The following is a 21,179-nucleotide window of genomic DNA, read 5'->3' as shown; positions in this document are numbered from 1 at the left end:
GGTCAGCTCGACGGTCATTTCCGGGATTTCCGGCGGCGTCGGCAGTGGCTCAGGACGCGCCTGATGGAAGAACCACCACGCGCCGCCGTGTATCAGCGCCGACACGGCGATCAGCAAGAGCATCTGTGGTTTGTTCAACCCGCCGGGTCGTGACGTATTGGCTGTAAACGCCGGCCTGCCCGTTGCCGGCGAGACCGGCGCTTGCTGCAACGGCCCCGGCAGGGTTTTGTGCTTTACCGCATCGTTCATTAAAGCTCCCTCGGGTCAGATGAAGGGCAATAAGGTGCCGTCCGAACATATGGCTGATGTTCGAGTGAGTAGGTGTAACTTTCTTCAAGGTGTACGCGGGCCGATAGTTGGACTATCTGTTTAAACGGCCTCGAACAAACTTAGTGGCTTAGTAGCATCTATATCGATTGTTCATTATCCATTCCGTGGCTTGTTGTTGTGTGGAGATGTGAGCTGTCTCAGGTTTGTTACAGTTTACAACAGGTGTGCCAGATGTTGCTGAAACGGGTTGAACGCAAATCTTCGGTGTTACTGATGTCGCATTTATATAAGTTTCAGTTTCGCCCACTGTTTATTCGGCGTGAAGTGGTCCTCAAGTCCTCGCAGAAGGGCTTTTTCCAGAGCGAGTCAGCGGGAACGCTGTATCACGCCAATCGACGGGATAGAGCGGCTGCTCGGTGATCAGGCTTAGCACCTATCGGTGCGTAGCGAATCGATTTGGTGCAGGTCAGTCATTCAGCGGCTCACGGGACAAGTTCCTTATTTTGATTCTGGAGTATTGGTTAACTGCATCACATTCGGGCGTGCGCTTTTGGTGCAACTTCAATGACGGAAAGTCATTGTTCGACAATCTTGTTGTTGTGCCTTTTATTAATTGCCGTATTTAAAAAATAAATAACACTCGGCGCCCGGCGATTGCTCGATCGCCAGGCACGCAAAGTGTGCATTGGGTTTCAGGTAATAAAGGAGAAACGCGCCAGGCTGAGTAGGCTCGGCTGAACTTGGGTCTGGATTTGCGAGTGAGTGGGGTATGTCGTACGGCGGAGCATTTGAAGATTCACAGGTGAACTCCTTATTGCCAGCTCGGACAGGCGAACTTTTGGTTCGCTGTCGCACCTTACAAGAACGCGGATAGCGTTCGATGAATGCTCTTGGTGCGGGATGGGCACCGCCAGCGCTGATTGGCGAAGGTTGATTTCGCAAGTCGGCAGTGCATGGGAAAAACGTGCCAATCACGACACATTTGCAGAATTTTCTACGTCAGGCCAGCCAGCCATCTACCCTGTGCAAAGGCCTTATCGGGGGAACGGACATGTACCAGCTCTACGGGCACAAGAATTCCGGCGCGGCTGCCATCGAGGCGGCACTGGAGTTGTGCCAGATCGCCTATCGCTTCATTGATACCGAAGCCAGCGCCGAGGCCGACGAGGCGCTGGGCAAACTCAATCCGCTGAAACAGATACCGACCCTGCAACTGCCGGACGGCAGCGCCATGACTGAAAGCGCGGCGATCCTGATTCACCTGGGCCTGACGTTCCCAAATCCGGCCTGCTGCCGAGCAAGGCAGCCGATCGTGATCAGGCGATTCGCGGCCTCGCCTATATCGTCAGCAATTGCTACGCAGCGGTTGGCATCATCGATTACCCCGAGCGCTGGCTGAGCACGCCCGACGAGAGCGCACGGCAAAACCTGATCGCCGGCACGCGCCAGCGCCTGCACTTCAGTTGGGAGGTGTTTGCCGATCAGTTTTCCGGGGAGCTGTATCTGGATGACGAAACGCCCGGCGCGCTGGATGTGCTGGCGGCCGTGGTAAGCCGCTGGGCCGGCAGCCGCGAACACCTGCGCCGGACCCGCCCGGGCTTTTATGCGTGGCTGCAAAGGATCGACCGGCACCCGGTGCTGGCACCGGTCTTTGAGCGGCATTGGCCGGCCTGACAGGCGCGATCGTTTCCACGCTCTGCGTGGGAATGCCTCAACGGACGCTCCGCGTTCGGCTTTAGAGGGACGCGGAGCGTCCCGGGCTGCATTCCCACGCAGAGCGTGGGAACGATCATCACTGACCTGGCGCATTCGCGAGCAGGCTCGCTCCCACAAGGGGAACACGGCGGTGGGCTCACTCCCCGCGAATGTACTGCTCCAGCTGTTTGATCAGCTCGGCCTGTTCGGCAATCGCCTCTTTCACCAAGTCGCCGATCGACAACAGGCCGATCAACTGGCCGTCCTCGACCACCGGCAAGTGGCGCAGGCGTTTGTCCGACATGATCCCCAGGCAGGTGTCGACGGTTTGCCGGGTATCCACGGTAATCACGTCCTTGACCATGATGTCGCGCACTGGCGTGCCCACCGAAGAGCGCCCGTGCAGCACCAGTTTGCGTGCATAGTCACGCTCGCTGATGATGCCGACCACTTTGTCGTCTTCGACCACCAGCAAGGCGCCGACGTTTTTCTCGGCCATCTTCATCAGCGCTTCGAGCACCATGTGATCGGGTTTGATCTGGTGCACTTCCTGATTTTTCTGATCTTTGAGCTTGAGCAGTTGGGCGACGGTCTTCATGGCGGTTACTCAGGTGTTGTCGTTGTTCATCAAGCATCGTAGACGCAGCCGCGCAGAGCAAGGTGGCAAAGCGGCAGTTAGCGTGCAAAAAACGCCATTTGCCGGAAAAAACATCTTTGTATTGGTGAATGAAGCGCCTGTGGCTAGGGGATTTATCTGTAACAAGGGGTGGTATCTGTGGCAGAGGATTTATCTGGGGCGATGGGATTTATCTGTGGTGATGGGATTTATCTGTGGCGAGGGGATTTATCCCCGCTGGCCGCGAAGCGGCCCCGCTTTTAATGAAAGGGCCTGCTGCGCAGGCCAAAGGGGATAAATCCCCTCGCCACAGATCCTGCGTAGAATGGCGTTCTGATTGAAACGTTGAGGTCGCAGTGGTGGATTTACAGCAGGGCTTCGTCCTGACCCGGCATTGGCGCGATACGCCGGCCGGCACCGAAGTCGAGTTCTGGCTGGCAACGGACGCCGGGCCGCGCCGCGTGCGTCTGGCGCATCAGCCGTCGGTCGCATTTATTCCCGCCGCACAGCGAGAAGCAGCCGAGCGTCTGCTGCACGATGAAAAGAATGTAGAGCTGCGACCGTTGGCCTTGCTCGATTTTCAGCATCGTCCGGTGCTCGGTCTGTATTGCCAGCAGCACGGCCAGTTGATGCGCCTCGAAACCGCGCTCAACCGCGCCGGCGTCGACGTCTTTGAAGCCGACGTGCGTCCCCCGGAACGCTATCTGATGGAGCGCTTCATCACCGCGCCGGTGCTGTTTGGCGGCACCCCGGATGCTGACGGCGTGCTGATCAACGCCCAACTGAAACCCGACCCCGATTACCGGCCGAAACTGCGCTTGGTCTCACTCGACATCGAAACCACCGAAAACGGCGAGCTGTATTCCATCGCGCTGGAAGGCTGTGGCGAGCGCCAGGTGTACATGCTCGGCGCGCCGAACGGCGACGCCAGCATTGTCGATTTCGACCTTGAATACTGCGATTCGCGCACGCTCATTCTGAAGAAACTCAACGACTGGTTCGCCCGCCACGACCCCGACGCGATCATTGGCTGGAACGTTGTGCAGTTCGACCTGCGCATCCTCCATGAACACGCGCGACGCCTCGGCGTGCCGCTGAAGATCGGTCGTGGCGGCGAAGAAATGCAGTGGCGCGAGCACGGCAGCCGCAATCACTACTTCGCCTCGGCAGCGGGGCGGCTGATCATCGATGGCATCGAGTCGTTGCGTTCGGCGACCTGGAGTTTTCCCTCGTTCAGCCTGGAAAACGTCGCGCAGACGCTGCTCGGCGAAGGCAAGGCGATCAACAATCCGTACCAGCGCATGGACGAGATCAATCGCATGTTCGCCGAAGACAAACCGGCGCTGGCCAAATACAACCTCAAGGACTGCGAGCTGGTCACGCGGATCTTCGCCAAGACCGAACTGCTGACGTTTTTGCTTGAACGCGCCAGCGTTACCGGTTTGCCGGCCGACCGCAGCGGCGGGTCGGTCGCCGCGTTCACCCATTTGTACATGCCGTTGATGCATCGCCAGGGCTTTGTTGCACCCAATCTGGGCACCAATCCACCGCAGGCCAGCCCCGGCGGTTTTGTCATGGATTCGCGCCCGGGGCTTTACGAATCGGTGTTGGTGCTCGATTACAAAAGCCTCTACCCGTCGATCATTCGCACCTTTCTGATCGACCCGGTGGGCTTGATCGAGGGCCTGCAACACCCGGACGACGCTGACTCGGTAGCGGGTTTTCGTGGCGCACGCTTCTCGCGCACCCGCCATTGCCTGCCGTCCATCGTGGCGCGAGTGGCCGAAGGGCGCGAAACCGCCAAACGCGAGCACAACGCGCCGCTGTCCCAAGCGCTGAAGATCATCATGAACGCCTTCTACGGCGTGCTCGGCTCCAGCGGTTGCCGTTTTTTCGATACCCGGCTGGCCTCGTCGATCACCTTGCGCGGCCACGAAATCATGTTGCGCACTCGCCAGTTGATCGAAGAACAGGGCCACGCCGTCATTTACGGCGACACCGATTCAACCTTCGTCTGGCTGCGCAGTCTGCACGGTCAGGATGAAGCAGCGCAGATCGGCCATGCGCTGGTCAAACACGTCAACGATTGGTGGCGCACGCATGTGCGTGAGGAATACGGACTGGAAAGCGCGCTGGAATTGCAGTTCGAGATTCACTACAAGCGCTTTCTGATGCCGACCATTCGCGGCGCCGAGGAGGGCAGCAAGAAGCGCTACGCCGGACTCGTCACCCGCGCCGATGGCAGCGAGGAAATGGTCTACAAAGGCCTGGAAACCGTGCGCACCGACTGGTCGCTGCTGGCTCGGCAATTTCAGCAAGAACTGTATGAGCGGATTTTTCAGCGCAAGCCGTACCAGGATTACGTCCGCGATTACGTGCGCAAGACCCTCGCCAGCGAGTTCGACGATCGGCTGATCTACCGCAAACGTCTGCGGCGCACTCTCGACGATTACGAACGCAACGTACCGCCCCACGTCCGCGCCGCGCGGCTCGCCGATGACTACAACGCCGAGCAGGGGCGGCCCCGGCAGTATCAGAACGGCGGCTGGATCAGCTACGTCATCACCCTGGCCGGCCCGGAGCCGCTGGAGGTACGCCGCGCCGCCATCGACTACGACCACTACATCACGCGACAGCTGCAACCGGTGGCGGATGCGATTCTGCCGTTTGTCGACGACGACTTCTCAACCCTGATCGGTGGGCAACTGGGCCTGTTTTGAGTCGAGCAGTTGCAGCGTCCATTCATCGAGAATGCCGTGGAAGTAACGCTCCAGCGCCTGATGGAACAGACTGTCCTCGGCGCTGAACTGGGCAAACAGGGTCATCGAAGAATGAAATTTCAGGTCATCGGGATGGCCGAAAATTTCTGCAATCGAGCGCTGCGGCACATTCAGCACCAGTTGCGTGCAGGTGCGCAGCCGCGCCCCGAGCAGCTCGTGGGCCAGATAGGCCTGGGCTTCCTCGGCTGAACCGATGGCGAAGCGGCGGGCCATTTCGCTGCCGCCCAATCCGGCGAACTGCGGAAAGACGAACCACATCCAGTGGCTGCGCTTGCGGCCTGTCTCGAGTTCACGCTGGACCCGTTCGAACACCGGATCCTGTGCCTGGACAAAACGTTGCAGGTTGTACGGGTCGTGCAAATCTGTGCTTCTCATGGCGAAGCCCTCGCGGTCGGCAGCTCAGACCATCGCCAGCCGCTGCTTGCGTTGTGGCGCCGGGAACACTTTGTCCAGCGCCGCCAGAGCCCCGGCGTCCAGTTGCAACCGGGCCGCCTCGGCATTGAGTTGCACATGCTCGGGGCGCACAGCTTTGGGAATCGCAATCACGCCGTCCTGACGCAGGAGCCACGCCAGTGAAATCTGCGCCGGGGTGGCGTTGTAGCGACAGGCAATGTCCTGCAGAACCGGCTCGGCGAGCATCGCGCCGCCCTGGCCGATCGGACAGTACGCCATCAACGGCAGGCGCTGGTGTTGGCACCACGGCAGCAGATCAAATTCGATGCCGCGCTCTTCGAGGTTGTACAGCACCTGATTGGTGGCGCAGGCCGAGCTGGACAGTTCTTCGAGGTCGTCGACATCGAAATTCGACACACCCCAACGGCCGATCTTGCCATCCTCGCGCAGACGCTCGAAGGCTTCGACGGTTTCCTCCAGCGGATACTGACCGCGCCAGTGCAGCAGATACAGATCGATGTAGTCAGTGCCGAGCCGACGCAAACTGCGCTCGCAGGCTTGCGGGATGCCCTGGCGGCTGGCGTTGTGCGGGTAGACCTTGCTGACCAGAAAGACTTGATCGCGCAGACCGGCGATGGCTTCGCCGACCACCGTTTCGGCACCGCCCTCGGCGTACATCTCAGCGGTATCGATCAGGCTCATGCCCAGCTCGATGCCGCTGCGCAGCGCCGCCACTTCACGGCTGTGCGCCGAACGATCCTCGCCCATGCGCCAGGTGCCCTGACCAATCACGGGAACCTGCACGCCGGCCAACTCAAGAGTACGCATTCAAACCTCCTGCCTTAAAGAGTCGATATCTTTAGTGGGCAGCAGGATAGAGCAAGGGTTCCCGGAAGGAAGGGGGAGTCAAGGATGAAACCGGATCAATTGTGGTCAGGAGATCTTGTGGCGGGGATTTGTGGCGAGGGGATTTATCCCCGCTGGGCTGCGAAGCAGCCCCAAAAATCTGCAATAGAACGCTGTCTGATACAACGCGTGTTGCAGGATCGGGGCTGCTTCGCATCCCAACGGGGATGAATCCCCTCGCCACAGGGGAGCATGGCAGGTTACTTGGCGGAGAACTTGAGGATCACGCTGTGGGCATAAGTCTGCCCCGGATCAAGCCGCGTGCTCGGGAAGTCCGGCTGGTTCGGCGAATCCGGGTAGTGCTGGGTCTCGAGGGTGAATGCGCCCCAGTGTGGATAGACCTTGCCGCCCTTGCCCTTGACCGTGCCGTCGAGGAAGTTGCTGGTGTAGAACTGCACGCCCGGCTCGCTGGTGAACAGTTGCAGGACGCGTCCGGATTGCGGGTCGCTGACTTCGGTAGCGAGCTTGCTGACATCGCCCTTGGTGTCCAGCGCCCAGTTGAAATCGAAGCCGCCCTGTTTCGGCTCGGCGAATTTCAGCTGCGGATGATCAGCCTTGATGTGCGTGCCGATCGCCGTCGGTTTGCTGAAGTCCATCGGCGTACCGGCGACAGGCGCCAGCTCCCCGGTCGGGATCAGTTTGGCGGTGACCGGCGTGTAATGGCTGGAGTTGATCATGGCGACTTGCTTGAGAATATCGCCATTGCCGGCGCCGGCCAGGTTGAAGTAACTGTGGTTGGTCAGGTTGAGCACGGTCGGCTTGTCAGTGCTGGCCTTGTAGTCGATGCGCAGTTCGTTGTTGTCGGTCAGGCGATAGGTGACTTCGGTGGTCAGATTGCCCGGGAAGCCCATCTCGCCGTCGGCCGAGAGGTAGGTCAGGGTCACGCCTACCGAATCCTTGTCCTTGGTTTCCCTGGCCTTCCAGACTTTCTTGTCGAAACCTTCGGGGCCGCCGTGCAGGGCGTTGGATTTGTCGTTCTGCGGCACTTGATAGCGCTTGCCATCGAGTTCGAAAGCACCTTCGGCCAGGCGGTTGCCGAAGCGGCCGATGGTCGCGCCGAAGTACGCGGTGCCTTTCTGATAGCCCTGCACATCGTCAAAACCCAAGACGACGTCGTCGAACTTGCCGTGTTTGTCAGCGACTTTTAGCGCTTGCAGGGTCGCGCCGTAGGTGATGACGGTGGCTTGCATGCCGTGGCTGTTGCGCAGGATGTACTGTTCGACAGGCGTGCCGTCATTGGTTTTGCCGAAGGCTTTGTGTTCAGCGGTCAGGCCCGCCGCGTTGGCGGAAAGGGTAGCGATCATCAGGGACAGTCCGAGGCCGGAGAGCAGGTGACGGGATTGAAGCATGGTTGACCTTCCTTTTTGTTGTTGTTTTCGCATTGACCGTAGGAGCTGCCGAAGGCAGCGATCTTTTGATCTTGATCTTGATCTTGATTTTTAGAAGCAAGATCAAAAGATCGCAGCCTTCGGCAGCTCCTACATGTCACTAGTCATGCTATTTGAGTCGAGAGAGAAGATTTATAGCGGATTTACCGCTGTTGGCAAACATAAAGTCCGACTAATTGATATGGCGAAAAGCGCCGAAGGTCGGCTCACCGCCCGGGCACTGCACTTTTTCGCAATCGGCGGCTCTATGCATGGCCAGGATGCGGTGACTCCCGCCGCACAGGAATGTGCCTGTCCGAGATTTCATGCCGAGTGTTTTTGCCCTGATCACCGTCGCTCACCGCCGCCCGTGCCTGCTGCTGGCCTGCCTGTTGTCGCTGTTGCTCAGCGGCTGCAGCCACCAGAACGGCAACGGATTCTTCAATCAGATACGTGAAGGGCAGCCGCAGGAATTTCTGCAGACCAGCGTCGACCGCATGGCCACCCTGGCGATGCGCGATAACCTCGACAGCCTCTATCGATTGATGGGCAAGCTTTACCTGCGCAACCCGGAAGAACTGCGCAAATCCGGTTTCCTCACCGTCAACGCCGCCGTGAAACAGGTGCGTCTCGCTGTCGAGCAACAGCAGCCGTTGCCCGTGCTGGGCGGGCGCAAGGACCTGGCGGCGCTGAGCTATGCGATGAGTCCGGAATTCCTCGGCGACCGCGTCGGCGCGTTCATCTATGCGATCGGCAGCATGCTGGTCACCGCCCACGGCAATCGCACCGTGTTCTACATGACCGACGCGATCAACCCGACGTTCGTGCACAACGCCGCGCGCAACATCGAAAAAGCCATGTGGATTTTGTCGCAACGACAAAACAAGGAAGGCCAGCCGCTGCTGTTCTCCAACGAAATCTCGGAGGAGGGCAGCAACCTCAGCTTCGCCACCGAATTCAGCAAAATCGTCGCGCGCCTGGATCTGCTCACGCAGATGCTCGATGAGCGCTATCGCAGGATCGGCCTGAATTACGCGCAGAGCCTGCTGTTTCTGAATTTCTTGCCGGTGCAGTGAGCCTTGCAGGTTTGCTGTAGCGCAAAGATCCACTGTGGGATCTGCGGTGAATTCGATATGGCATAACGATAGACCGCATCGATATATGTGGTTATAAGAAAAATCGCTATGCTGCGGGCCAGATTTTCCTGTCGTTTTCTGGACGTTTGAATGGAATTGGCAAATTTCGGCCTGGTGATTGCCGGGCTGGTGGTGGGGTTTATCGTCGGCATGACCGGTGTCGGCGGTGGTTCGTTGATGACGCCGATTCTGCTGTGGTTCGGCATCAACCCGGCGACGGCGGTGGGTACGGACCTGCTTTACGCTGCGATCACCAAATCCAGCGGCGTCCTCGTTCACAAGAAGAACAAGAACATCGACTGGGCGATCACCGGCTGGCTGACCCTCGGCAGCGTGCCAGCCGTGGCCATGACCCTGTGGTTCCTCAGCACCCTGCACACCGCGCCGGACGCGATGAACGCCATTATCAAGCAGGCGCTCGGCTTCGTCCTCTTCGCCACCGCCTTGGCAATCTTCTTCAAGAAACGCTTGCTCGAATTCGCCCACAAACGCGCGGGTGGCAACTACAACCCGAGCGGTTCGCGCCTGAATATCATGACGGTGATCACCGGTCTGATCCTCGGCACCATGGTCGCCCTGACCTCGATCGGCGCCGGCGCACTCGGCACCGTTGCCTTGTTCATCCTCTACCCGCTACTGCCAACCCGCCGCCTGGTCGGCACCGAAATCGCCCACGCCGTACCCCTGACCCTCGTCGCCGGCCTCGGCCACGCAAGCATGGGCAACATGGATTGGGGCGTGCTGGGCTTCCTGCTGATGGGCTCGCTGCCCGGCATCTGGCTCGGCAGCCACCTGACCGGACGCATCTCCGACGAAGTCCTGCGCCCGTGCCTGGCGACGATGCTGGTGTTGATTGGTTATAAGTTGGCATTCTGAGTCAGGCGCGAATGACGTACTTCATCACCACCACCGGCAGCTCTTCGTAAACCAGCTCCTCGACGACTTGCCAGCCCAATCGCGCATACAGCGACTGCGAAGTGTCGGTGTAGAGATAGAGCTCAGGCACACCGAGCGCCGCCGCTTCCTCGACTACTCGATTGACCAATTGCGAGGCTATACCTCGACCACGTTCTTCGGCCTTCACGTAAACACCTGCCAACCACGGGGTCAGATTGCGGCGCAGTTTCAAATCGTGCTCGATCAGCAGCGCGCCGCCGAGCAGTCGCGAACCCTCAAGCGCCACTACCACGCAGGGTACTGCACCTTTGCCACAGGATTCGCGCATGTGCTCGATGCGATCCTCGACAGTTTGTCCTGGGCGAAACTCACCCCATTCCTTGAAGTTGAGAGCGGCCAGTTCTTCGATAAATTCGGGGTGATCGCACAGATAATCGATGTGCATGCGCGTGAACTCCATTTCGTTGGCAGAACGGCCACCCTAGTGCGCTCATGGCTGATAATCAAATCGACGTAGCGTTTGCGCAAAGTTCTCCCTGACCTAAGCTTCTGACAGGGCAATGCCTTTTTGCCAGACGCCGCCGGAACAATCGCCACGATGCGCAATCAGTAGTGCGTGGATATCAAAAGGAGATGCGCATGCTCATCAGGTCCCTGACCCTGACCCTCTTGCTGGCAATCGCCGGCCCCCTGTTCGCCGCCGACAGCGATTCACCCCTGGCCGGGGACGTGGGCCGCGCCCGCCCGCTGATCGTGATTGCGCAAAGCACTGTCGACCCGGTCTGGCTGAGCCTGAAGAAGTCGCTGGAAGATCCGGCCAACAAAAAGGGCGTCACCGACCGCAACATCAAGGTCTACACCATCCTCAGCATGTCCGGACAGCTCGACGGCAAGGACATGGGCCAGCAGGACACCATGGCCCTGCTGCGTTCGCTGAAGCTCGGCGCCGGCGCTTATCCCAAAGTGTTCCTGGTGGGCAAGGACGGCGAAACCAAGCTCTCCGCCTCGGGTGATGAAGCCAAGGCATTGACCCTGGCAAAAATCTTCGAAACCATCGACGCCATGCCCATGGCCGAAAAAGAAGCCGCCGCTGCGGCCGCCGCCGCACAAACGCCTGCCGCCACCGAGCCGGAACCGGCCAAAGGCGCGAAGGGCAGCAAACCGGCGAAACCGAGCAAACCGCCGCAGATGCCGGATGATTGATTGCGCGTTGACTGAATGAAGCAAAATCCCTGTGGGGGCTGGCAAACCAGCTCCCACATTTTTTTGTGAAGTACACAGTTCAAATGTGGGAGCGAGCCTGCTCGCGATAGCGGTTTTTCAGGCGCTGAAAGGTGACTGATCGAGCGCATTCGCGAGCAGGCTCGCTCCCACAAGTCATCTGCTGATCGAAATTCATTGCAGCATATGCCTGCCGAAACGTCTGACGCCAACACCCTTCAAATCGAGTGGATTTTTCCTGCAAGACGCGGCGGTCGTGGTGAACTGGTGCGTTGTGACGCAGAGGGATAACCTCTTTTGGCCGCTGAAAAACACAGTGGTCGGATGTGGAAGTCCGGTGATTCCCGAGCGCGCATTGCGCCTGTAGACACATGTTGGTGGTTTTTATGCCAACATTGTTTGCTTATGGCAGCTATGCGCAGGAGCACTCTCGAGTGCACCGGGTTCCTCGGGTTTCCCCGGACTTCCACACCTGCGCAAAGCTGCCACCCTCTCGTGGAAGTGAGTTCGGCAGTTTTTTCTTTAAATGTCCCGAGGGTTTATTTATGAAAAAACACACTCCAAATCCCCCCGAATCCCCCATGGATTCAAGCTCCTTCGACTCCAATAATCCGCGTCTGCGCCACCCCGGCCAACCCGATCCCATCAGCCACGTTTTCACCATTCTCCCCGACATCGACACGGCGACACTGCTGAGCCATGCCTGCGAAACCCTTGCCTCACTGAACGTACTGACCACAGATCTGGCCTGCGAGTTGAGCGGTGCGCAGCGCAGCCTGACGTTGTCGATCCAGCAATTGGCGGTAGTCGGAGAACTGCTGGTCAACCGCGCGCTGGACAATCTCGATTCACCCGCAACGGCGACTCAACATTGAACAGGGAGGTTCTACCATGGTGCGCTACATACCGATCACCGGGATTGACTGCAAAATTCCCTGTGTGCTGATCGACAGCGAAGCCCCCATTGACGTGTTGCACGGCACCGCGGCTTACCGCTTGCGCTGTGTGACGCAGTTGATGGAGAGCCTTTCGCTGGACGAGGGCAAGGGACAAGATGCATTGCTGTTGCAGGATTTCGCCCGGGTGCTGGCGATTCCTTTGCGCGATAGCTGTGACTTGATGGATGTCATTGGCTGGCGCTTGCAGGCGCAGCTTTAAGCGCTGAAACGAAAAAGATCGCAGCCTGCGGCGGCTCCTACAGGATCGGGTTTTCACTCGGTCAATGGAGCTGCCGCAGGCTGCGATCTTTTGATCTTTATTCGGTCAACTGACTGAAAATCTCATGCGCAATCTTCACCCGTTCGGCATTCGGGTAGTTCTTGTTGGCCAGAATCACAATGCCTATGTCCCGCGACGGCACGAACGCCACATACGCGCCAAAGCCCCGTGTAGAACCGGTCTTATTGAATAGCACATTGGCCGGTTCAGCTTGCGGTGGAGTCAGCCATTCGACTTTGTGCGGTTCCATGGCCATGGGGGTCGAGTTGCCGTTTTGCAGTTTTTCCAGGCTGATCGGGTAGACGTAGCGCTCCCAGCCCAGGCCCTGGGTCATGTCGCCGACGCGGTAATAACCGATGTGGGTGTTGGCGATGGCTTGGTGCAGATCAGGCGCAAGGCTGGCCGGTTTCAGCTGTGCCTGGACGTAACGCAGCAGGTCGGCGGCGCTGGTTTTGATGCCGTAGGCTTCGGCGTCGAGGGCGCCGGGGCTGACGCGTACCGGTTGGTCGGCGCTGTCGTAGCCTTGGGCGTAAAGCTTCGACTGCGCTGGCGGTACGCTGAGGAAGGTGTGCTGAAGGCCGAGTTTCGGCAGCAGGGTTTGCGTCATTGCCTGGTCGAACGGCTGGCCGAGGCTTTTCGCCGTCAGGTAGCCGAACAGGCCCAGGCTCGGGTTGGAATACAGGCGATGGCTGCCGGCGGGAAACTGCGGTTTCCATTGTTGGTAATAGCCGAGCATCCTGTCGGAAGAATCCGCCTCAGCGGGAAATTGCAGCGGCAGTCCGCCTGCACTGTAGGTGCCCAGTTGCAGCACGCTGATGTTGTCGAAGGCGCTGCCCTTGAGCTCCGGCCAGAGTTGGCTGGCCATGCTCGACAGGTCGAGTTTGCCTGTGGCCTGGGCGTAACCGGCGAGGGTGGCGGTGAAGGTTTTACTCACCGAGCCGACTTCGAAGAGGGTGTTTTCGCTGACCTTTTGTGCGGTGTCTTTAGCGGCGACCCCGTAGTTAAAGTAATGCGCTTGGCCATTCAGGGTGATCGCTACGGTCAGCCCCGGGATGTTGTTTTGCTGCATGACCGGGGTGACGGCTTGGCTGACCAGTGCCTGCAATTGCGCATCCGTCGGCGTTGCGGCATGACAGGCAACGCTGCCGAAGAACAGTGCGAAAGCGCTGTAGGAAAAGACCTTGCTCGGTTTTAAGGAACACATGATTGAATCACTCTCCATGAGTGTCGATTGTTGTATCCCGCTACACTGCGGGTGATTTTTCATCGGGCGGCCGATCAGCGCGGCCAATTTAGGCACTTCGCTGGATCTCGACAAACGATGAAAACTCGCATGGGCCATTAGAAAAATTTGGGGCAACGCATGATTCGACCGCAACTGCCGCTCAACGCTCTGCGCGCATTTGAAGCCTCGGCACGTCATTTGAGTTTTACCCGTGCTGCCGTCGAGTTGTGCGTGACACAAGCGGCGGTGAGCCATCAGGTCAAAAGCCTGGAAGCGCAGCTCAACCTGACCCTGTTCAAACGCCTGCCACGTGGGCTGATGCTGACCAGTGAAGGCGAAACCTTGCTGCCGGTACTCAGCACATCATTCGATCATATCGCGCAGATGCTCGAACGTCTGGCCGGTGGGCAGTATCGCGACATGTTGACGGTCGGCGCGGTGGGCACTTTTGCTGTGGGTTGGCTGTTGCCGAGGCTGGCGGACTTTCGGGGGAAACATCCGCTTATAGATTTACGTCTGTCGACCAATAACAACCGGGTGGATGTGGCGGCGGAAGGACTGGATTACGCCATTCGTTTCGGTGCTGGCGCCTGGCATGGCATCGAGGCGACACGCTTGCTCGATGCGCCGTTGTCGGTATTGTGCGTGCCGGAGATTGCCCGGCAACTGCACTCGCCGGCGGACCTGTTGCAGCAGACCTTGCTGCGCTCCTATCGCACCGATGAATGGCCGGAGTGGTTTCACGCAGCGGGCCTGGCGACGCAGGCCGCGCCACCGCAAAGCATCGTGTTCGATTCGTCGCTGGCAATGATGGAAGCCGCATTGCAGGGCGGCGGCGTGGCGTTGGCGCCGCCGCTGATGTTCGCCCGGCAACTGGCGGCAGATGCGATCTGCCAGCCGTTTGCGATCGAGATCACCACCGGCAGTTACTGGCTGACGCGGTTGCAGTCGCGAGCGGAAACGGTGGCGATGAAAGCGTTCAAAACTTGGTTGCTGCAAGTTTCTGCCTGACACAAAACCCCCTTGTGGGAGCGAGCCTGCTCGCGAAAGCGGTGTATCAGCGACAGCACTATCGACTGACCTGACGCCTTCGCGAGCAGGCTCGCTCCCACAATCGAAATCAGCGGCGCCTGCTGGATTACCGCACCAGACACGGCCGTTTGTTATCGAATTTCCACCCCGGAATCAGAAACTGCATCGCCACGCTGTCATCCCGCGCGCCGAGGCCCATGCCTTTGTACAGTTCGTGGGCCTTGGCCACTTGATCCATGTCCAGCTCCACACCCAGCCCGGGTTTTTTCGGCACCTGCACGAGACCATCGACAATCTGCAGCGGTGCCTTGGTCAGGCGCTGACCGTCCTGCCAGATCCAGTGGGTGTCGATGGCGGTAATCTCCCCGGGTGCGGCGGCGGCGACGTGGGTGAACATGGCCAGGGAAATATCGAAGTGGTTGTTGGAATGCGAGCCCCAGGTCAGGCCCCACTCGTGGCACATCTGCGCGACGCGTACCGAACCCTGCATGGTCCAAAAGTGCGGGTCGGCCAGCGGGATGTCCACTGACTGCAACTGAATCGCGTGGCCCATTTCGCGCCAGTCGGTGGCGATCATGTTGGTCGCGGTTTTCAGGCCGGTGGCGCGGCGGAATTCAGCCATGACTTCGCGCCCGGAATAACCGTTTTCCGCACCGCACGGGTCTTCGGCGTAGGCGAGTACGTGATGCTGATCGCGGCACAGACGAATCGCCTCTTTCAGCGACCAGGCGCCGTTCGGATCGAGGGTGATTCGCGCTTCAGGGAAGCGCTCGGCCAGTGCTGTGACCGCTTCGATTTCGGCATCGCCGCTGAGCACGCCGCCCTTGAGTTTGAAATCCTTGAAACCGTACTTGGCGTGCGCCGCCTCCGCCAGACGCACGACCGCTTCGGCGGTCATGGCTTTCTCGTGACGCACACGGAACCAGTCGTTGTCGGCGTCCGGTTCGCTGCGATAGGCCAGATCGGTTTCGTGTTGATCGCCGACGTAGAACAGATAACCGAGCATCTTCACTTCGTCGCGTTGCTGACCTTCACCGAGCAGCGCCGCCACCGGCACGTCGAGGTGCTGGCCGAGCAGGTCGAGGAGGGCGGCTTCCAGGCCGGTGACCGCGTGAATGGTGATGCGCAGGTCGAATGTTTGCAGGCCACGGCCGCCGGCATCGCGGTCGGCGAAGGTCTGGCGCACCTGGTTGAGGATCTTCTGGTAGGTGCCGATGGGGCTGCCGACCACCAGATTGCGTGCATCTTCCAGGGTCTGGCGAATGCGCTCGCCACCGGGCACTTCGCCGACGCCGGTGTGGCCGGCGTTGTCCTTGAGGATGACGATGTTACGGGTGAAAAACGGCCCGTGGGCGCCGCTCAGGTTGAGCAGCATGCCGTCGTGACCGGCCACCGGAATGACCTGCATGTCGGTGATGATCGGAGCTTTGGCGGTGTCATGAACAGTCATTGTTGTTTTCCTTTTCGAGACGTAGTCAGGCGTGTTTCGGCGCGGCGTCGGCCACAGCTTTTTCAGCAGCGGGTTTCGGCGTGGTACGCGCGGCGAGGACGATGATTGCGGCGATGATCGAGGTCGCGGCCAGACCATAGAGGCCGCCCTGAATCGAGCCGGTGTGTTGCTCAAGCAGGCCAAAAGTGGTCGGTGCGACGAAGCCGCCGAGGTTGCCCACCGAGTTGATCAGCGCGATCACTGCCGCCGCGATGCGTGCATCCAGATAAGCCTGGGGAATCGGCCAGAACAGCGACGAGGCGGATTTGAAACCCAGTGCCGCAAAGCAGATCGCGACGAAAGCAAAGATCGGCCCGCCAGTGGTGGACATGAACATCCCCGCTGCGGCGATCAACAGGGCAGTGGCGACCCATGCTTGCTGGTGTTTCCACTTCGCCGACAGCGAGGCGAAGGCATACATGCCGACGATCGACAGCAACCATGGAATCGAGTTGAACAGGCCGACCTGCACGTCGCTGAGTTCGCCCATCTTCTTGATGATGCTCGGCAGCCAGAAAGTCGCCGCGTAAATGGTCAGCTGAATGAAGAAGTAGATCAGGCAGAACAGAATGATCTGCCGGTCCTTGAGCAGTTTGCCCAGCGACGGCCGGATCGGCGTCGCGGCTTCGCGGGCCTTTTGCTCGTCGTCGATGGCGCTGACCAGCGCATCCTGTTCGGCGCGGCTCAGCCATTTCGCGTCGTGGGGTTTGGCATCCAGCCAGAACCAGACAAACACGCACAGGCACACCGAGAACATCCCCTCGATAAAGTACATCCATTGCCAGCCGTGCATGCCCAGCCCGTTGATCTGCAGGAGCAGGCCGGACAGCGGACCGGAGATCAGCGAGGCCACGGCCGAGCCGCTGAGGAAGATCGCGATCGCCTTGCCACGCTCGACGCCTGGCAGCCAACGGGTGAAGTAATAAATCACCCCGGGAAAGAACCCGGCCTCGGCGACACCGAGCAGGAAGCGCAGGATATAGAAGTGGGTTTCGTTCTGGATGAAGGCCATGCAGGCCGCGACTATGCCCCAGGTGAACATGATGCGGGTCAGCCAGATCCGCGCGCCGACTTTCTGCAAAAGCATGTTGGACGGCACTTCGAACAGCGCGTAACCGATAAAGAACAGCCCGGCGCCGAAGCCATAGGCGGCAGCACCGATGCCCAGATCGGTTTCCATGTGGGTGCGGACGAAACCGATGTTCACCCGGTCAATGTAATTGACGATGAACATGATCACGAAGAGCGGCAGGACGTGGCGTTTGACTTTGGAGATGGCTGAGGCGAGCGTCGGGTCGACGCTGTCCTGCATCCCGGAGATGGAGGTTTTCACTGATGTTTCTCCCACTGATTATTTTTATGCGGGTAGGACTGGGTGCTGCGTTGTTGCTAGACATCATACAACCGTAATTTTTTGTCCTACAAGTGGGGAGGGCGATCAAATTCTTCTGATTGTTCGGTTTTTTATGCGAAAACCGGATTATAGCTCGTATTTATTGATTGTTGTGCCAGTCGAGCGGAGCGCATTTTTGATATGTGAATGGTGGTGCGTGATGGCTGGCTATCGAAAATATTCGATGTGATTGAGTGTTGTCATACAAGTTGATGGCTCGTCGACCGCTAAAATCCATCTCAACCGTCATCCCGCAGTGCTACGATCGGCAAGCCCCGATCACCGGAACCGATCATGCAAGAAGACCTCGACGCGCCCGCGCGCAAACGCACGCACAACCTCGCTCATGACCTGGTGGAAAAGCTCACCCAGAGCATCCTGCTCGGACAACTGTCGCCCGGTGACAAGCTACCGTCGGAGAACTCCATCGTTCAGGAGCACGGGGTCAGCCGCACGGTGGTGCGCGAGGCGATTTCCAAGTTGCAGGCCTCGGGGCTGGTCGAGACGCGCCATGGCATTGGTACCTTCGTGATCGAGCGTGCAGCGGAGCAGGGCCTGCGCCTGAACGTCGATACGGCGCTCGGCGTGCGCAGCATTCTCGAATTGCGCATGGGCCTGGAGACGCAAGCGGCGGCGCTGGCGGCGCAGCGGCGCAGTGAGCAGCAGGTGCAGCAGATGCGTCAGGCGCTGGATGACTATCAACGGCTTCTGGCCAACAACGACAGTTGCGTGGAAGCCGATCGGCGTTTTCATCTGCTGATCGCCGAGGCCACCGGCAACGCTTGTTTCAGCGAGATCATGCAGCACCTGGGCAGTGCGATGATCCCGCGCAATCGCCTGAATGCCGCCGAGCGCGGCGCGGCGGATCTGAGCAAGCTCGGCCACTTGGCCAATCTGGAACACGAGGCGATTTTGAATGCGATCAAGCGTCAGGACGCCGATGCCGCCCGCGCCGCGATGTGGCTGCACCTGACCAACAGTCGTGATCGCTTTATCGCCCAAGGCTGATGCCGCTGGTCTGATCTACCGCACGCCCTCAGCACCCGCGCTTCCAAGTAATACGCCCCGGATAATCCGGGCCAGTATTGTGAGGTGCAGCATGGCTGATGACTCGCTTGTTCCCGGTGGCATGGCGCCCACCGACCAGACCCGCCGCCCCGTATCCGGCACCGACGAGCCGACCCTGAGCGATCACGATGCACCGCCGGGCATGGACCCGGGGCGCGATCCGCTGAGCGATGCCGACCGCCCGGATGACTGGAAGGATCCGCCGGATGACAACGATGTACCGCCGGCGGACGAGCCGACACCGTTGTCGGATGATATGCGCTGAGGTCTGGATTATTCATTGAGTGGGCCGGCCTCTTCGCGAGCAGGCTCGCTCCCACAATGGATGTATGTACGACACAGATCCACTGTGGGAGCGAGCCCGCTCGCGAAGACGGCATCGGCTTCACTGCAGATTCAAGCCTTTGCTCTCAACTGCTCGAACGACGCCAACCCGACGCTCCAGATTCAACGCCAACACACTGATCAACACCACCACCGCTCCCATCAGCACCATCAACGTCGGCCGTTCCCCCAATCCCCACGACGCAATTCCCATGGCCGTCGGCGGTATCAGATACAAGGTCATCGTCGCCCGACTCAAGTCCACATGCTTGAGCACGAAACCCCAGGCCAGATACGCCAGTGCGCTGGGAAACACCCCCAACATCAGCACCGCCCACTGCGCACGCGGCGGCGCCTGCATCACGGCGTCAGCCAGCCCCGGCAGATAAATCAGCAACAGCAACGTCCCCGACCACACCGCGTAGCAGCCCAGACTGAAACCGTCGTAGCGCCGCGCATGATGTTTTTGCAGGGCGAAATAGAGGCTCCAGGAAAGCGCCGCTAACAAGATCAACAAGCCATGGGCATTGATAGCGCCCAGGCCCTTGTCGCCGCTGACTACGATCACCACGCCGATAAATCCAAGCAGCACACAGCCCCAACGCCAGGCGCTGACGCGTTCCTTGAACACAAAGCACGCCAGCAGCGTGCTGAATAACGGGCTCGATTGCGCCAGCACGCTGGAAGCCCCGGCACTGATGCCTTGCTGGCCGATGTTCAAGGCGACGTGATGCAGGCTGACGGCGAAGAAGCCCAAGGCAAACAGTAACGGCACATCGCGCCACTGCGGCAGGCGAATGCCTTTGAAAATTGCGATCAGCGCCATCAACAGCGACGCCAGCAGAAAACGCAGCAAGGCCAGATGTCCGGGCTCATACCCTTGCAAGCCGATGTGAATGCCAGTGGGCGAATAGCCCCAGCAGCCGATGACAAACGCCATGGCCAGGATGATTTTGCAGGTAGAAGTGGAAGTCATGATCGAGGCACCAGGGCAGTGGATGCGCCGAGTATCCGGGCGCCCGATCATTCGCCACAACTGACTTATACTGCGTCGAATGTTCACTCGGAGTGATGATTATGGAGCTGGCGCAAATCCGCATGTTCAAGACTGTGGCCGAGGTCGGCAGCATTGCCCGGGCCGCTGAAAAGCTGTTCTGCGTGCCGTCGAACATCACTGCGCGGATCAAAGCGCTGGAGGCCGAGTTGGGCGTGGCGCTGTTCTTGCGCGAGGGGCGCGGACTACGCATCAGCCCGGCGGGGCAGACCTTTCTGATTTATGCGGAAAAGATTCTGGCGCTGACCGTTGAAGCCAAACGCGCGCTCGACCCGGCCGCCGAGCCGTCCGGACCGCTGCGCATCGGCGCCATCGAGTCTTCGGCGACCGGGCGCTTGCCGCGCCTGCTGGCGAAATTCCACAAGCGCTACCCGCAAGTGGCACTGGAACTTACCACCGGCACCTGGAGCCAGTTGCTCGACGACACCGTCAAGCATCGCCTGGATGGTGCGATCGTGGCGGTAGATGTCGAACGTGCTCAGCTCAAACGCACGCCGATGTATCGAGAGGAATTGTTACTGATCGCCTCGACTTCAGTCGGCCCGGTGCGCGACATCGCGGATCTGCAAGACAAAACCCTGTTCATGTGGCCACCGGGTTGCCCATACCGCGCGGCACTTGAGCATTGGTTGCTGCGCCGAGGGCAGGCGCTGCCGATTGTCAGTCTGGCCAGTTACGGAGCGATTGTCGGCTGCGTCAGCGCCGGTGCCGGGGTGGCGCTGGTGCCCCGGGGCGTGTTCGAGCAGTACGCCAAAGGCGCGGGCTGCGAGGGTTACGAGTTCGCTGAACTGATGGCGATCGAGAATTTGTTTTACTGGCATGAAAACGCCGGTGTGCACCCGGCGCGAGATGCATTTGTGGCGATGTTGCGGGAGGAGTTTGCCCAATGGAAAAGCGGCCCTCACCCCAGCCCTCTCCCGGAGGGAGAGGGGGCCAACCGAGGTGTCTTGCGCCAGACATCGACCTGAAAGTCCGAGCCGCTTATGGATTCACGAGCACAACCAGAGCTGTGTAGTTTGCGGATTCAGCGGTCCCCGTTCAGGTCAGCGTACCTCTGAAATATCCCCCGATCAGTCCCCTCTCCCTCTGGGAGAG

General features: G+C 59.6%; 19 protein-coding genes and 2 pseudogenes. 11 read left to right on the top strand and 10 right to left on the bottom strand.

Going from position 1 to position 21,179, the window contains the following annotated elements:
- A pseudogene (locus tag D8U82_RS03915) lies at window positions 1–249 on the bottom strand (energy transducer TonB); the annotation flags it as partial.
- A 1,072-nt stretch (window positions 250–1,321) separates the two neighbouring features.
- Here D8U82_RS03915 and D8U82_RS03910 point away from each other — a divergent pair.
- Window positions 1,322–1,944 (top strand): annotated as a pseudogene (locus D8U82_RS03910) (glutathione S-transferase N-terminal domain-containing protein).
- A 178-nt stretch (window positions 1,945–2,122) separates the two neighbouring features.
- Here the strand turns inward: D8U82_RS03910 and D8U82_RS03905 are convergent.
- Window positions 2,123–2,563, bottom strand: coding sequence for a CBS domain-containing protein (locus tag D8U82_RS03905; protein WP_016775372.1), 441 nt, complete (start codon window positions 2,561–2,563; stop codon window positions 2,123–2,125).
- Window positions 2,564–2,940: 377 nt separating this feature from the next.
- On the opposite strand from D8U82_RS03905, the gene D8U82_RS03900 reads away from it, so the two are divergent.
- Window positions 2,941–5,301: a DNA polymerase II gene (locus D8U82_RS03900; RefSeq protein WP_177434108.1), complete on the top strand. Its 2,361-nt coding sequence runs from the start codon at window positions 2,941–2,943 to the stop codon at window positions 5,299–5,301.
- Here D8U82_RS03900 and D8U82_RS03895 read toward each other — a convergent pair.
- From D8U82_RS03895 to D8U82_RS03885, 3 genes are all read right to left on the bottom strand, one after another.
- Entirely contained in the window at window positions 5,266–5,736 is a 471-nt protein-coding gene (locus D8U82_RS03895; RefSeq protein WP_122698472.1) for a DUF1810 domain-containing protein, read from the bottom strand. The genes D8U82_RS03900 and D8U82_RS03895 overlap by 36 nt on opposite strands.
- Before the next feature lie 24 nt (window positions 5,737–5,760).
- Window positions 5,761–6,582 carry an aldo/keto reductase gene (locus D8U82_RS03890; protein WP_130901679.1) on the bottom strand — a complete coding sequence of 274 codons (822 nt, stop codon included), beginning with the start codon at window positions 6,580–6,582 and terminating at the stop codon, window positions 5,761–5,763.
- A gap of 278 nt (window positions 6,583–6,860) precedes the next feature.
- Window positions 6,861–8,009, bottom strand: a complete 1,149-nt coding sequence (locus D8U82_RS03885; protein WP_122508139.1) for an aldose epimerase family protein — start codon at window positions 8,007–8,009, stop codon at window positions 6,861–6,863.
- A gap of 344 nt (window positions 8,010–8,353) precedes the next feature.
- On the opposite strand from D8U82_RS03885, the gene D8U82_RS03875 reads away from it, so the two are divergent.
- Both D8U82_RS03875 and D8U82_RS03870 read left to right on the top strand, forming a co-directional pair.
- On the top strand, window positions 8,354–9,103 hold the full coding sequence (locus D8U82_RS03875) for a hypothetical protein (RefSeq protein ID WP_130901678.1): 750 nt from the start codon (window positions 8,354–8,356) through the stop codon (window positions 9,101–9,103).
- A 150-nt stretch (window positions 9,104–9,253) separates the two neighbouring features.
- A complete protein-coding gene (locus D8U82_RS03870) occupies window positions 9,254–10,039 on the top strand; it encodes a sulfite exporter TauE/SafE family protein (protein WP_125927590.1) in 786 nt (261 codons plus the stop codon).
- 1 nt (window position 10,040) lies between these two features.
- On the opposite strand, the gene D8U82_RS03865 is transcribed toward D8U82_RS03870, so the two are convergent.
- Window positions 10,041–10,505 carry a GNAT family N-acetyltransferase gene (locus tag D8U82_RS03865; RefSeq protein ID WP_125927591.1) on the bottom strand — a complete coding sequence of 155 codons (465 nt, stop codon included), beginning with the start codon at window positions 10,503–10,505 and terminating at the stop codon, window positions 10,041–10,043.
- Window positions 10,506–10,699: 194 nt separating this feature from the next.
- Between D8U82_RS03865 and D8U82_RS03860 the strand changes: the two genes are divergently transcribed.
- The 3 genes from D8U82_RS03860 (at window position 10,700) to D8U82_RS03850 (ending at window position 12,439) form a co-directional block, all read left to right on the top strand.
- A complete protein-coding gene (locus D8U82_RS03860) occupies window positions 10,700–11,263 on the top strand; it encodes a DUF4174 domain-containing protein (RefSeq protein WP_130901677.1) in 564 nt (187 codons plus the stop codon).
- Window positions 11,264–11,826: 563 nt separating this feature from the next.
- A complete protein-coding gene (locus tag D8U82_RS03855; protein ID WP_039763404.1) occupies window positions 11,827–12,156 on the top strand; it encodes a DUF6124 family protein in 330 nt (109 codons plus the stop codon).
- Window positions 12,157–12,172: 16 nt separating this feature from the next.
- Window positions 12,173–12,439 (top strand): hypothetical protein, encoded by a 267-nt coding sequence (locus D8U82_RS03850; protein WP_125927592.1) that lies wholly within the window; start codon window positions 12,173–12,175, stop codon window positions 12,437–12,439.
- Between the two features lie 97 nt (window positions 12,440–12,536).
- Here the strand turns inward: D8U82_RS03850 and ampC are convergent, their stop codons facing one another.
- Window positions 12,537–13,703, bottom strand: a complete 1,167-nt coding sequence (gene ampC / locus D8U82_RS03845; protein ID WP_130901676.1) for a class C beta-lactamase — start codon at window positions 13,701–13,703, stop codon at window positions 12,537–12,539.
- Window positions 13,704–13,862: 159 nt separating this feature from the next.
- On the opposite strand from ampC, the gene D8U82_RS03840 reads away from it, so the two are divergent.
- Window positions 13,863–14,735, top strand: coding sequence for a LysR family transcriptional regulator (locus D8U82_RS03840; protein WP_122880171.1), 873 nt, complete (start codon window positions 13,863–13,865; stop codon window positions 14,733–14,735).
- 127 nt (window positions 14,736–14,862) lie between these two features.
- On the opposite strand, the gene gudD is transcribed toward D8U82_RS03840, so the two are convergent.
- Together gudD and D8U82_RS03830 are read right to left on the bottom strand one after the other, a co-directional pair.
- Window positions 14,863–16,206 (bottom strand): glucarate dehydratase, encoded by a 1,344-nt coding sequence (gene gudD / locus D8U82_RS03835; protein ID WP_024013479.1) that lies wholly within the window; start codon window positions 16,204–16,206, stop codon window positions 14,863–14,865.
- A 25-nt stretch (window positions 16,207–16,231) separates the two neighbouring features.
- On the bottom strand, window positions 16,232–17,578 hold the full coding sequence (locus D8U82_RS03830; RefSeq protein ID WP_130901675.1) for an MFS transporter: 1,347 nt from the start codon (window positions 17,576–17,578) through the stop codon (window positions 16,232–16,234).
- 354 nt (window positions 17,579–17,932) lie between these two features.
- On the opposite strand from D8U82_RS03830, the gene D8U82_RS03825 reads away from it, so the two are divergent.
- Window positions 17,933–18,646, top strand: coding sequence for a FadR/GntR family transcriptional regulator (locus D8U82_RS03825; RefSeq protein WP_016775357.1), 714 nt, complete (start codon window positions 17,933–17,935; stop codon window positions 18,644–18,646).
- 91 nt (window positions 18,647–18,737) lie between these two features.
- Window positions 18,738–18,971 carry a hypothetical protein gene (locus D8U82_RS03820; RefSeq protein WP_130901674.1) on the top strand — a complete coding sequence of 78 codons (234 nt, stop codon included), beginning with the start codon at window positions 18,738–18,740 and terminating at the stop codon, window positions 18,969–18,971.
- A gap of 120 nt (window positions 18,972–19,091) precedes the next feature.
- Here D8U82_RS03820 and D8U82_RS03815 read toward each other — a convergent pair whose 3' ends face one another.
- Complete coding sequence (locus D8U82_RS03815; RefSeq protein WP_241668040.1) at window positions 19,092–20,006, bottom strand: DMT family transporter; 915 nt, start codon at window positions 20,004–20,006, stop codon at window positions 19,092–19,094.
- Window positions 20,007–20,107: 101 nt separating this feature from the next.
- On the opposite strand from D8U82_RS03815, the gene D8U82_RS03810 reads away from it, so the two are divergent.
- Window positions 20,108–21,052: a LysR substrate-binding domain-containing protein gene (locus D8U82_RS03810; protein ID WP_241668039.1), complete on the top strand. Its 945-nt coding sequence runs from the start codon at window positions 20,108–20,110 to the stop codon at window positions 21,050–21,052.
- Window positions 21,053–21,179 lie beyond the last annotated feature (127 nt).

It is taken from the genome of Pseudomonas sp. Sample_23, assembly GCF_004307595.1.
In the GTDB taxonomy this organism is placed as follows: Bacteria; Pseudomonadota; Gammaproteobacteria; order Pseudomonadales; family Pseudomonadaceae; genus Aquipseudomonas; species Aquipseudomonas atacamensis.
This window is presented reverse-complemented; position numbering and strand designations above follow the sequence as displayed.

What these genes read in the sequence shown, in the direction of transcription:
- D8U82_RS03905 (WP_016775372.1), bottom strand. Translation starts at nt 2,563, where the DNA reads ATGAAGACCGTCGCCCAACTGCTCAAGCTCAAAGATCAGAAAAATCAG.
- D8U82_RS03895 (WP_122698472.1), bottom strand. Translation starts at nt 5,736, where the DNA reads ATGAGAAGCACAGATTTGCACGACCCGTACAACCTGCAACGTTTTGTC.
- D8U82_RS03890 (WP_130901679.1), bottom strand. Translation starts at nt 6,582, where the DNA reads ATGCGTACTCTTGAGTTGGCCGGCGTGCAGGTTCCCGTGATTGGTCAG.
- D8U82_RS03885 (WP_122508139.1), bottom strand. Translation starts at nt 8,009, where the DNA reads ATGCTTCAATCCCGTCACCTGCTCTCCGGCCTCGGACTGTCCCTGATG.
- D8U82_RS03875 (WP_130901678.1), top strand. Translation starts at nt 8,354, where the DNA reads ATGCCGAGTGTTTTTGCCCTGATCACCGTCGCTCACCGCCGCCCGTGC.
- D8U82_RS03870 (WP_125927590.1), top strand. Translation starts at nt 9,254, where the DNA reads ATGGAATTGGCAAATTTCGGCCTGGTGATTGCCGGGCTGGTGGTGGGG.
- D8U82_RS03865 (WP_125927591.1), bottom strand. Translation starts at nt 10,505, where the DNA reads ATGCACATCGATTATCTGTGCGATCACCCCGAATTTATCGAAGAACTG.
- D8U82_RS03860 (WP_130901677.1), top strand. Translation starts at nt 10,700, where the DNA reads ATGCTCATCAGGTCCCTGACCCTGACCCTCTTGCTGGCAATCGCCGGC.
- D8U82_RS03855 (WP_039763404.1), top strand. Translation starts at nt 11,827, where the DNA reads ATGAAAAAACACACTCCAAATCCCCCCGAATCCCCCATGGATTCAAGC.
- D8U82_RS03850 (WP_125927592.1), top strand. Translation starts at nt 12,173, where the DNA reads ATGGTGCGCTACATACCGATCACCGGGATTGACTGCAAAATTCCCTGT.
- ampC (WP_130901676.1), bottom strand. Translation starts at nt 13,703, where the DNA reads ATGTGTTCCTTAAAACCGAGCAAGGTCTTTTCCTACAGCGCTTTCGCA.
- D8U82_RS03840 (WP_122880171.1), top strand. Translation starts at nt 13,863, where the DNA reads ATGATTCGACCGCAACTGCCGCTCAACGCTCTGCGCGCATTTGAAGCC.
- gudD (WP_024013479.1), bottom strand. Translation starts at nt 16,206, where the DNA reads ATGACTGTTCATGACACCGCCAAAGCTCCGATCATCACCGACATGCAG.
- D8U82_RS03825 (WP_016775357.1), top strand. Translation starts at nt 17,933, where the DNA reads ATGCAAGAAGACCTCGACGCGCCCGCGCGCAAACGCACGCACAACCTC.
- D8U82_RS03820 (WP_130901674.1), top strand. Translation starts at nt 18,738, where the DNA reads ATGGCTGATGACTCGCTTGTTCCCGGTGGCATGGCGCCCACCGACCAG.
- D8U82_RS03815 (WP_241668040.1), bottom strand. Translation starts at nt 20,006, where the DNA reads ATGACTTCCACTTCTACCTGCAAAATCATCCTGGCCATGGCGTTTGTC.
- D8U82_RS03810 (WP_241668039.1), top strand. Translation starts at nt 20,108, where the DNA reads ATGGAGCTGGCGCAAATCCGCATGTTCAAGACTGTGGCCGAGGTCGGC.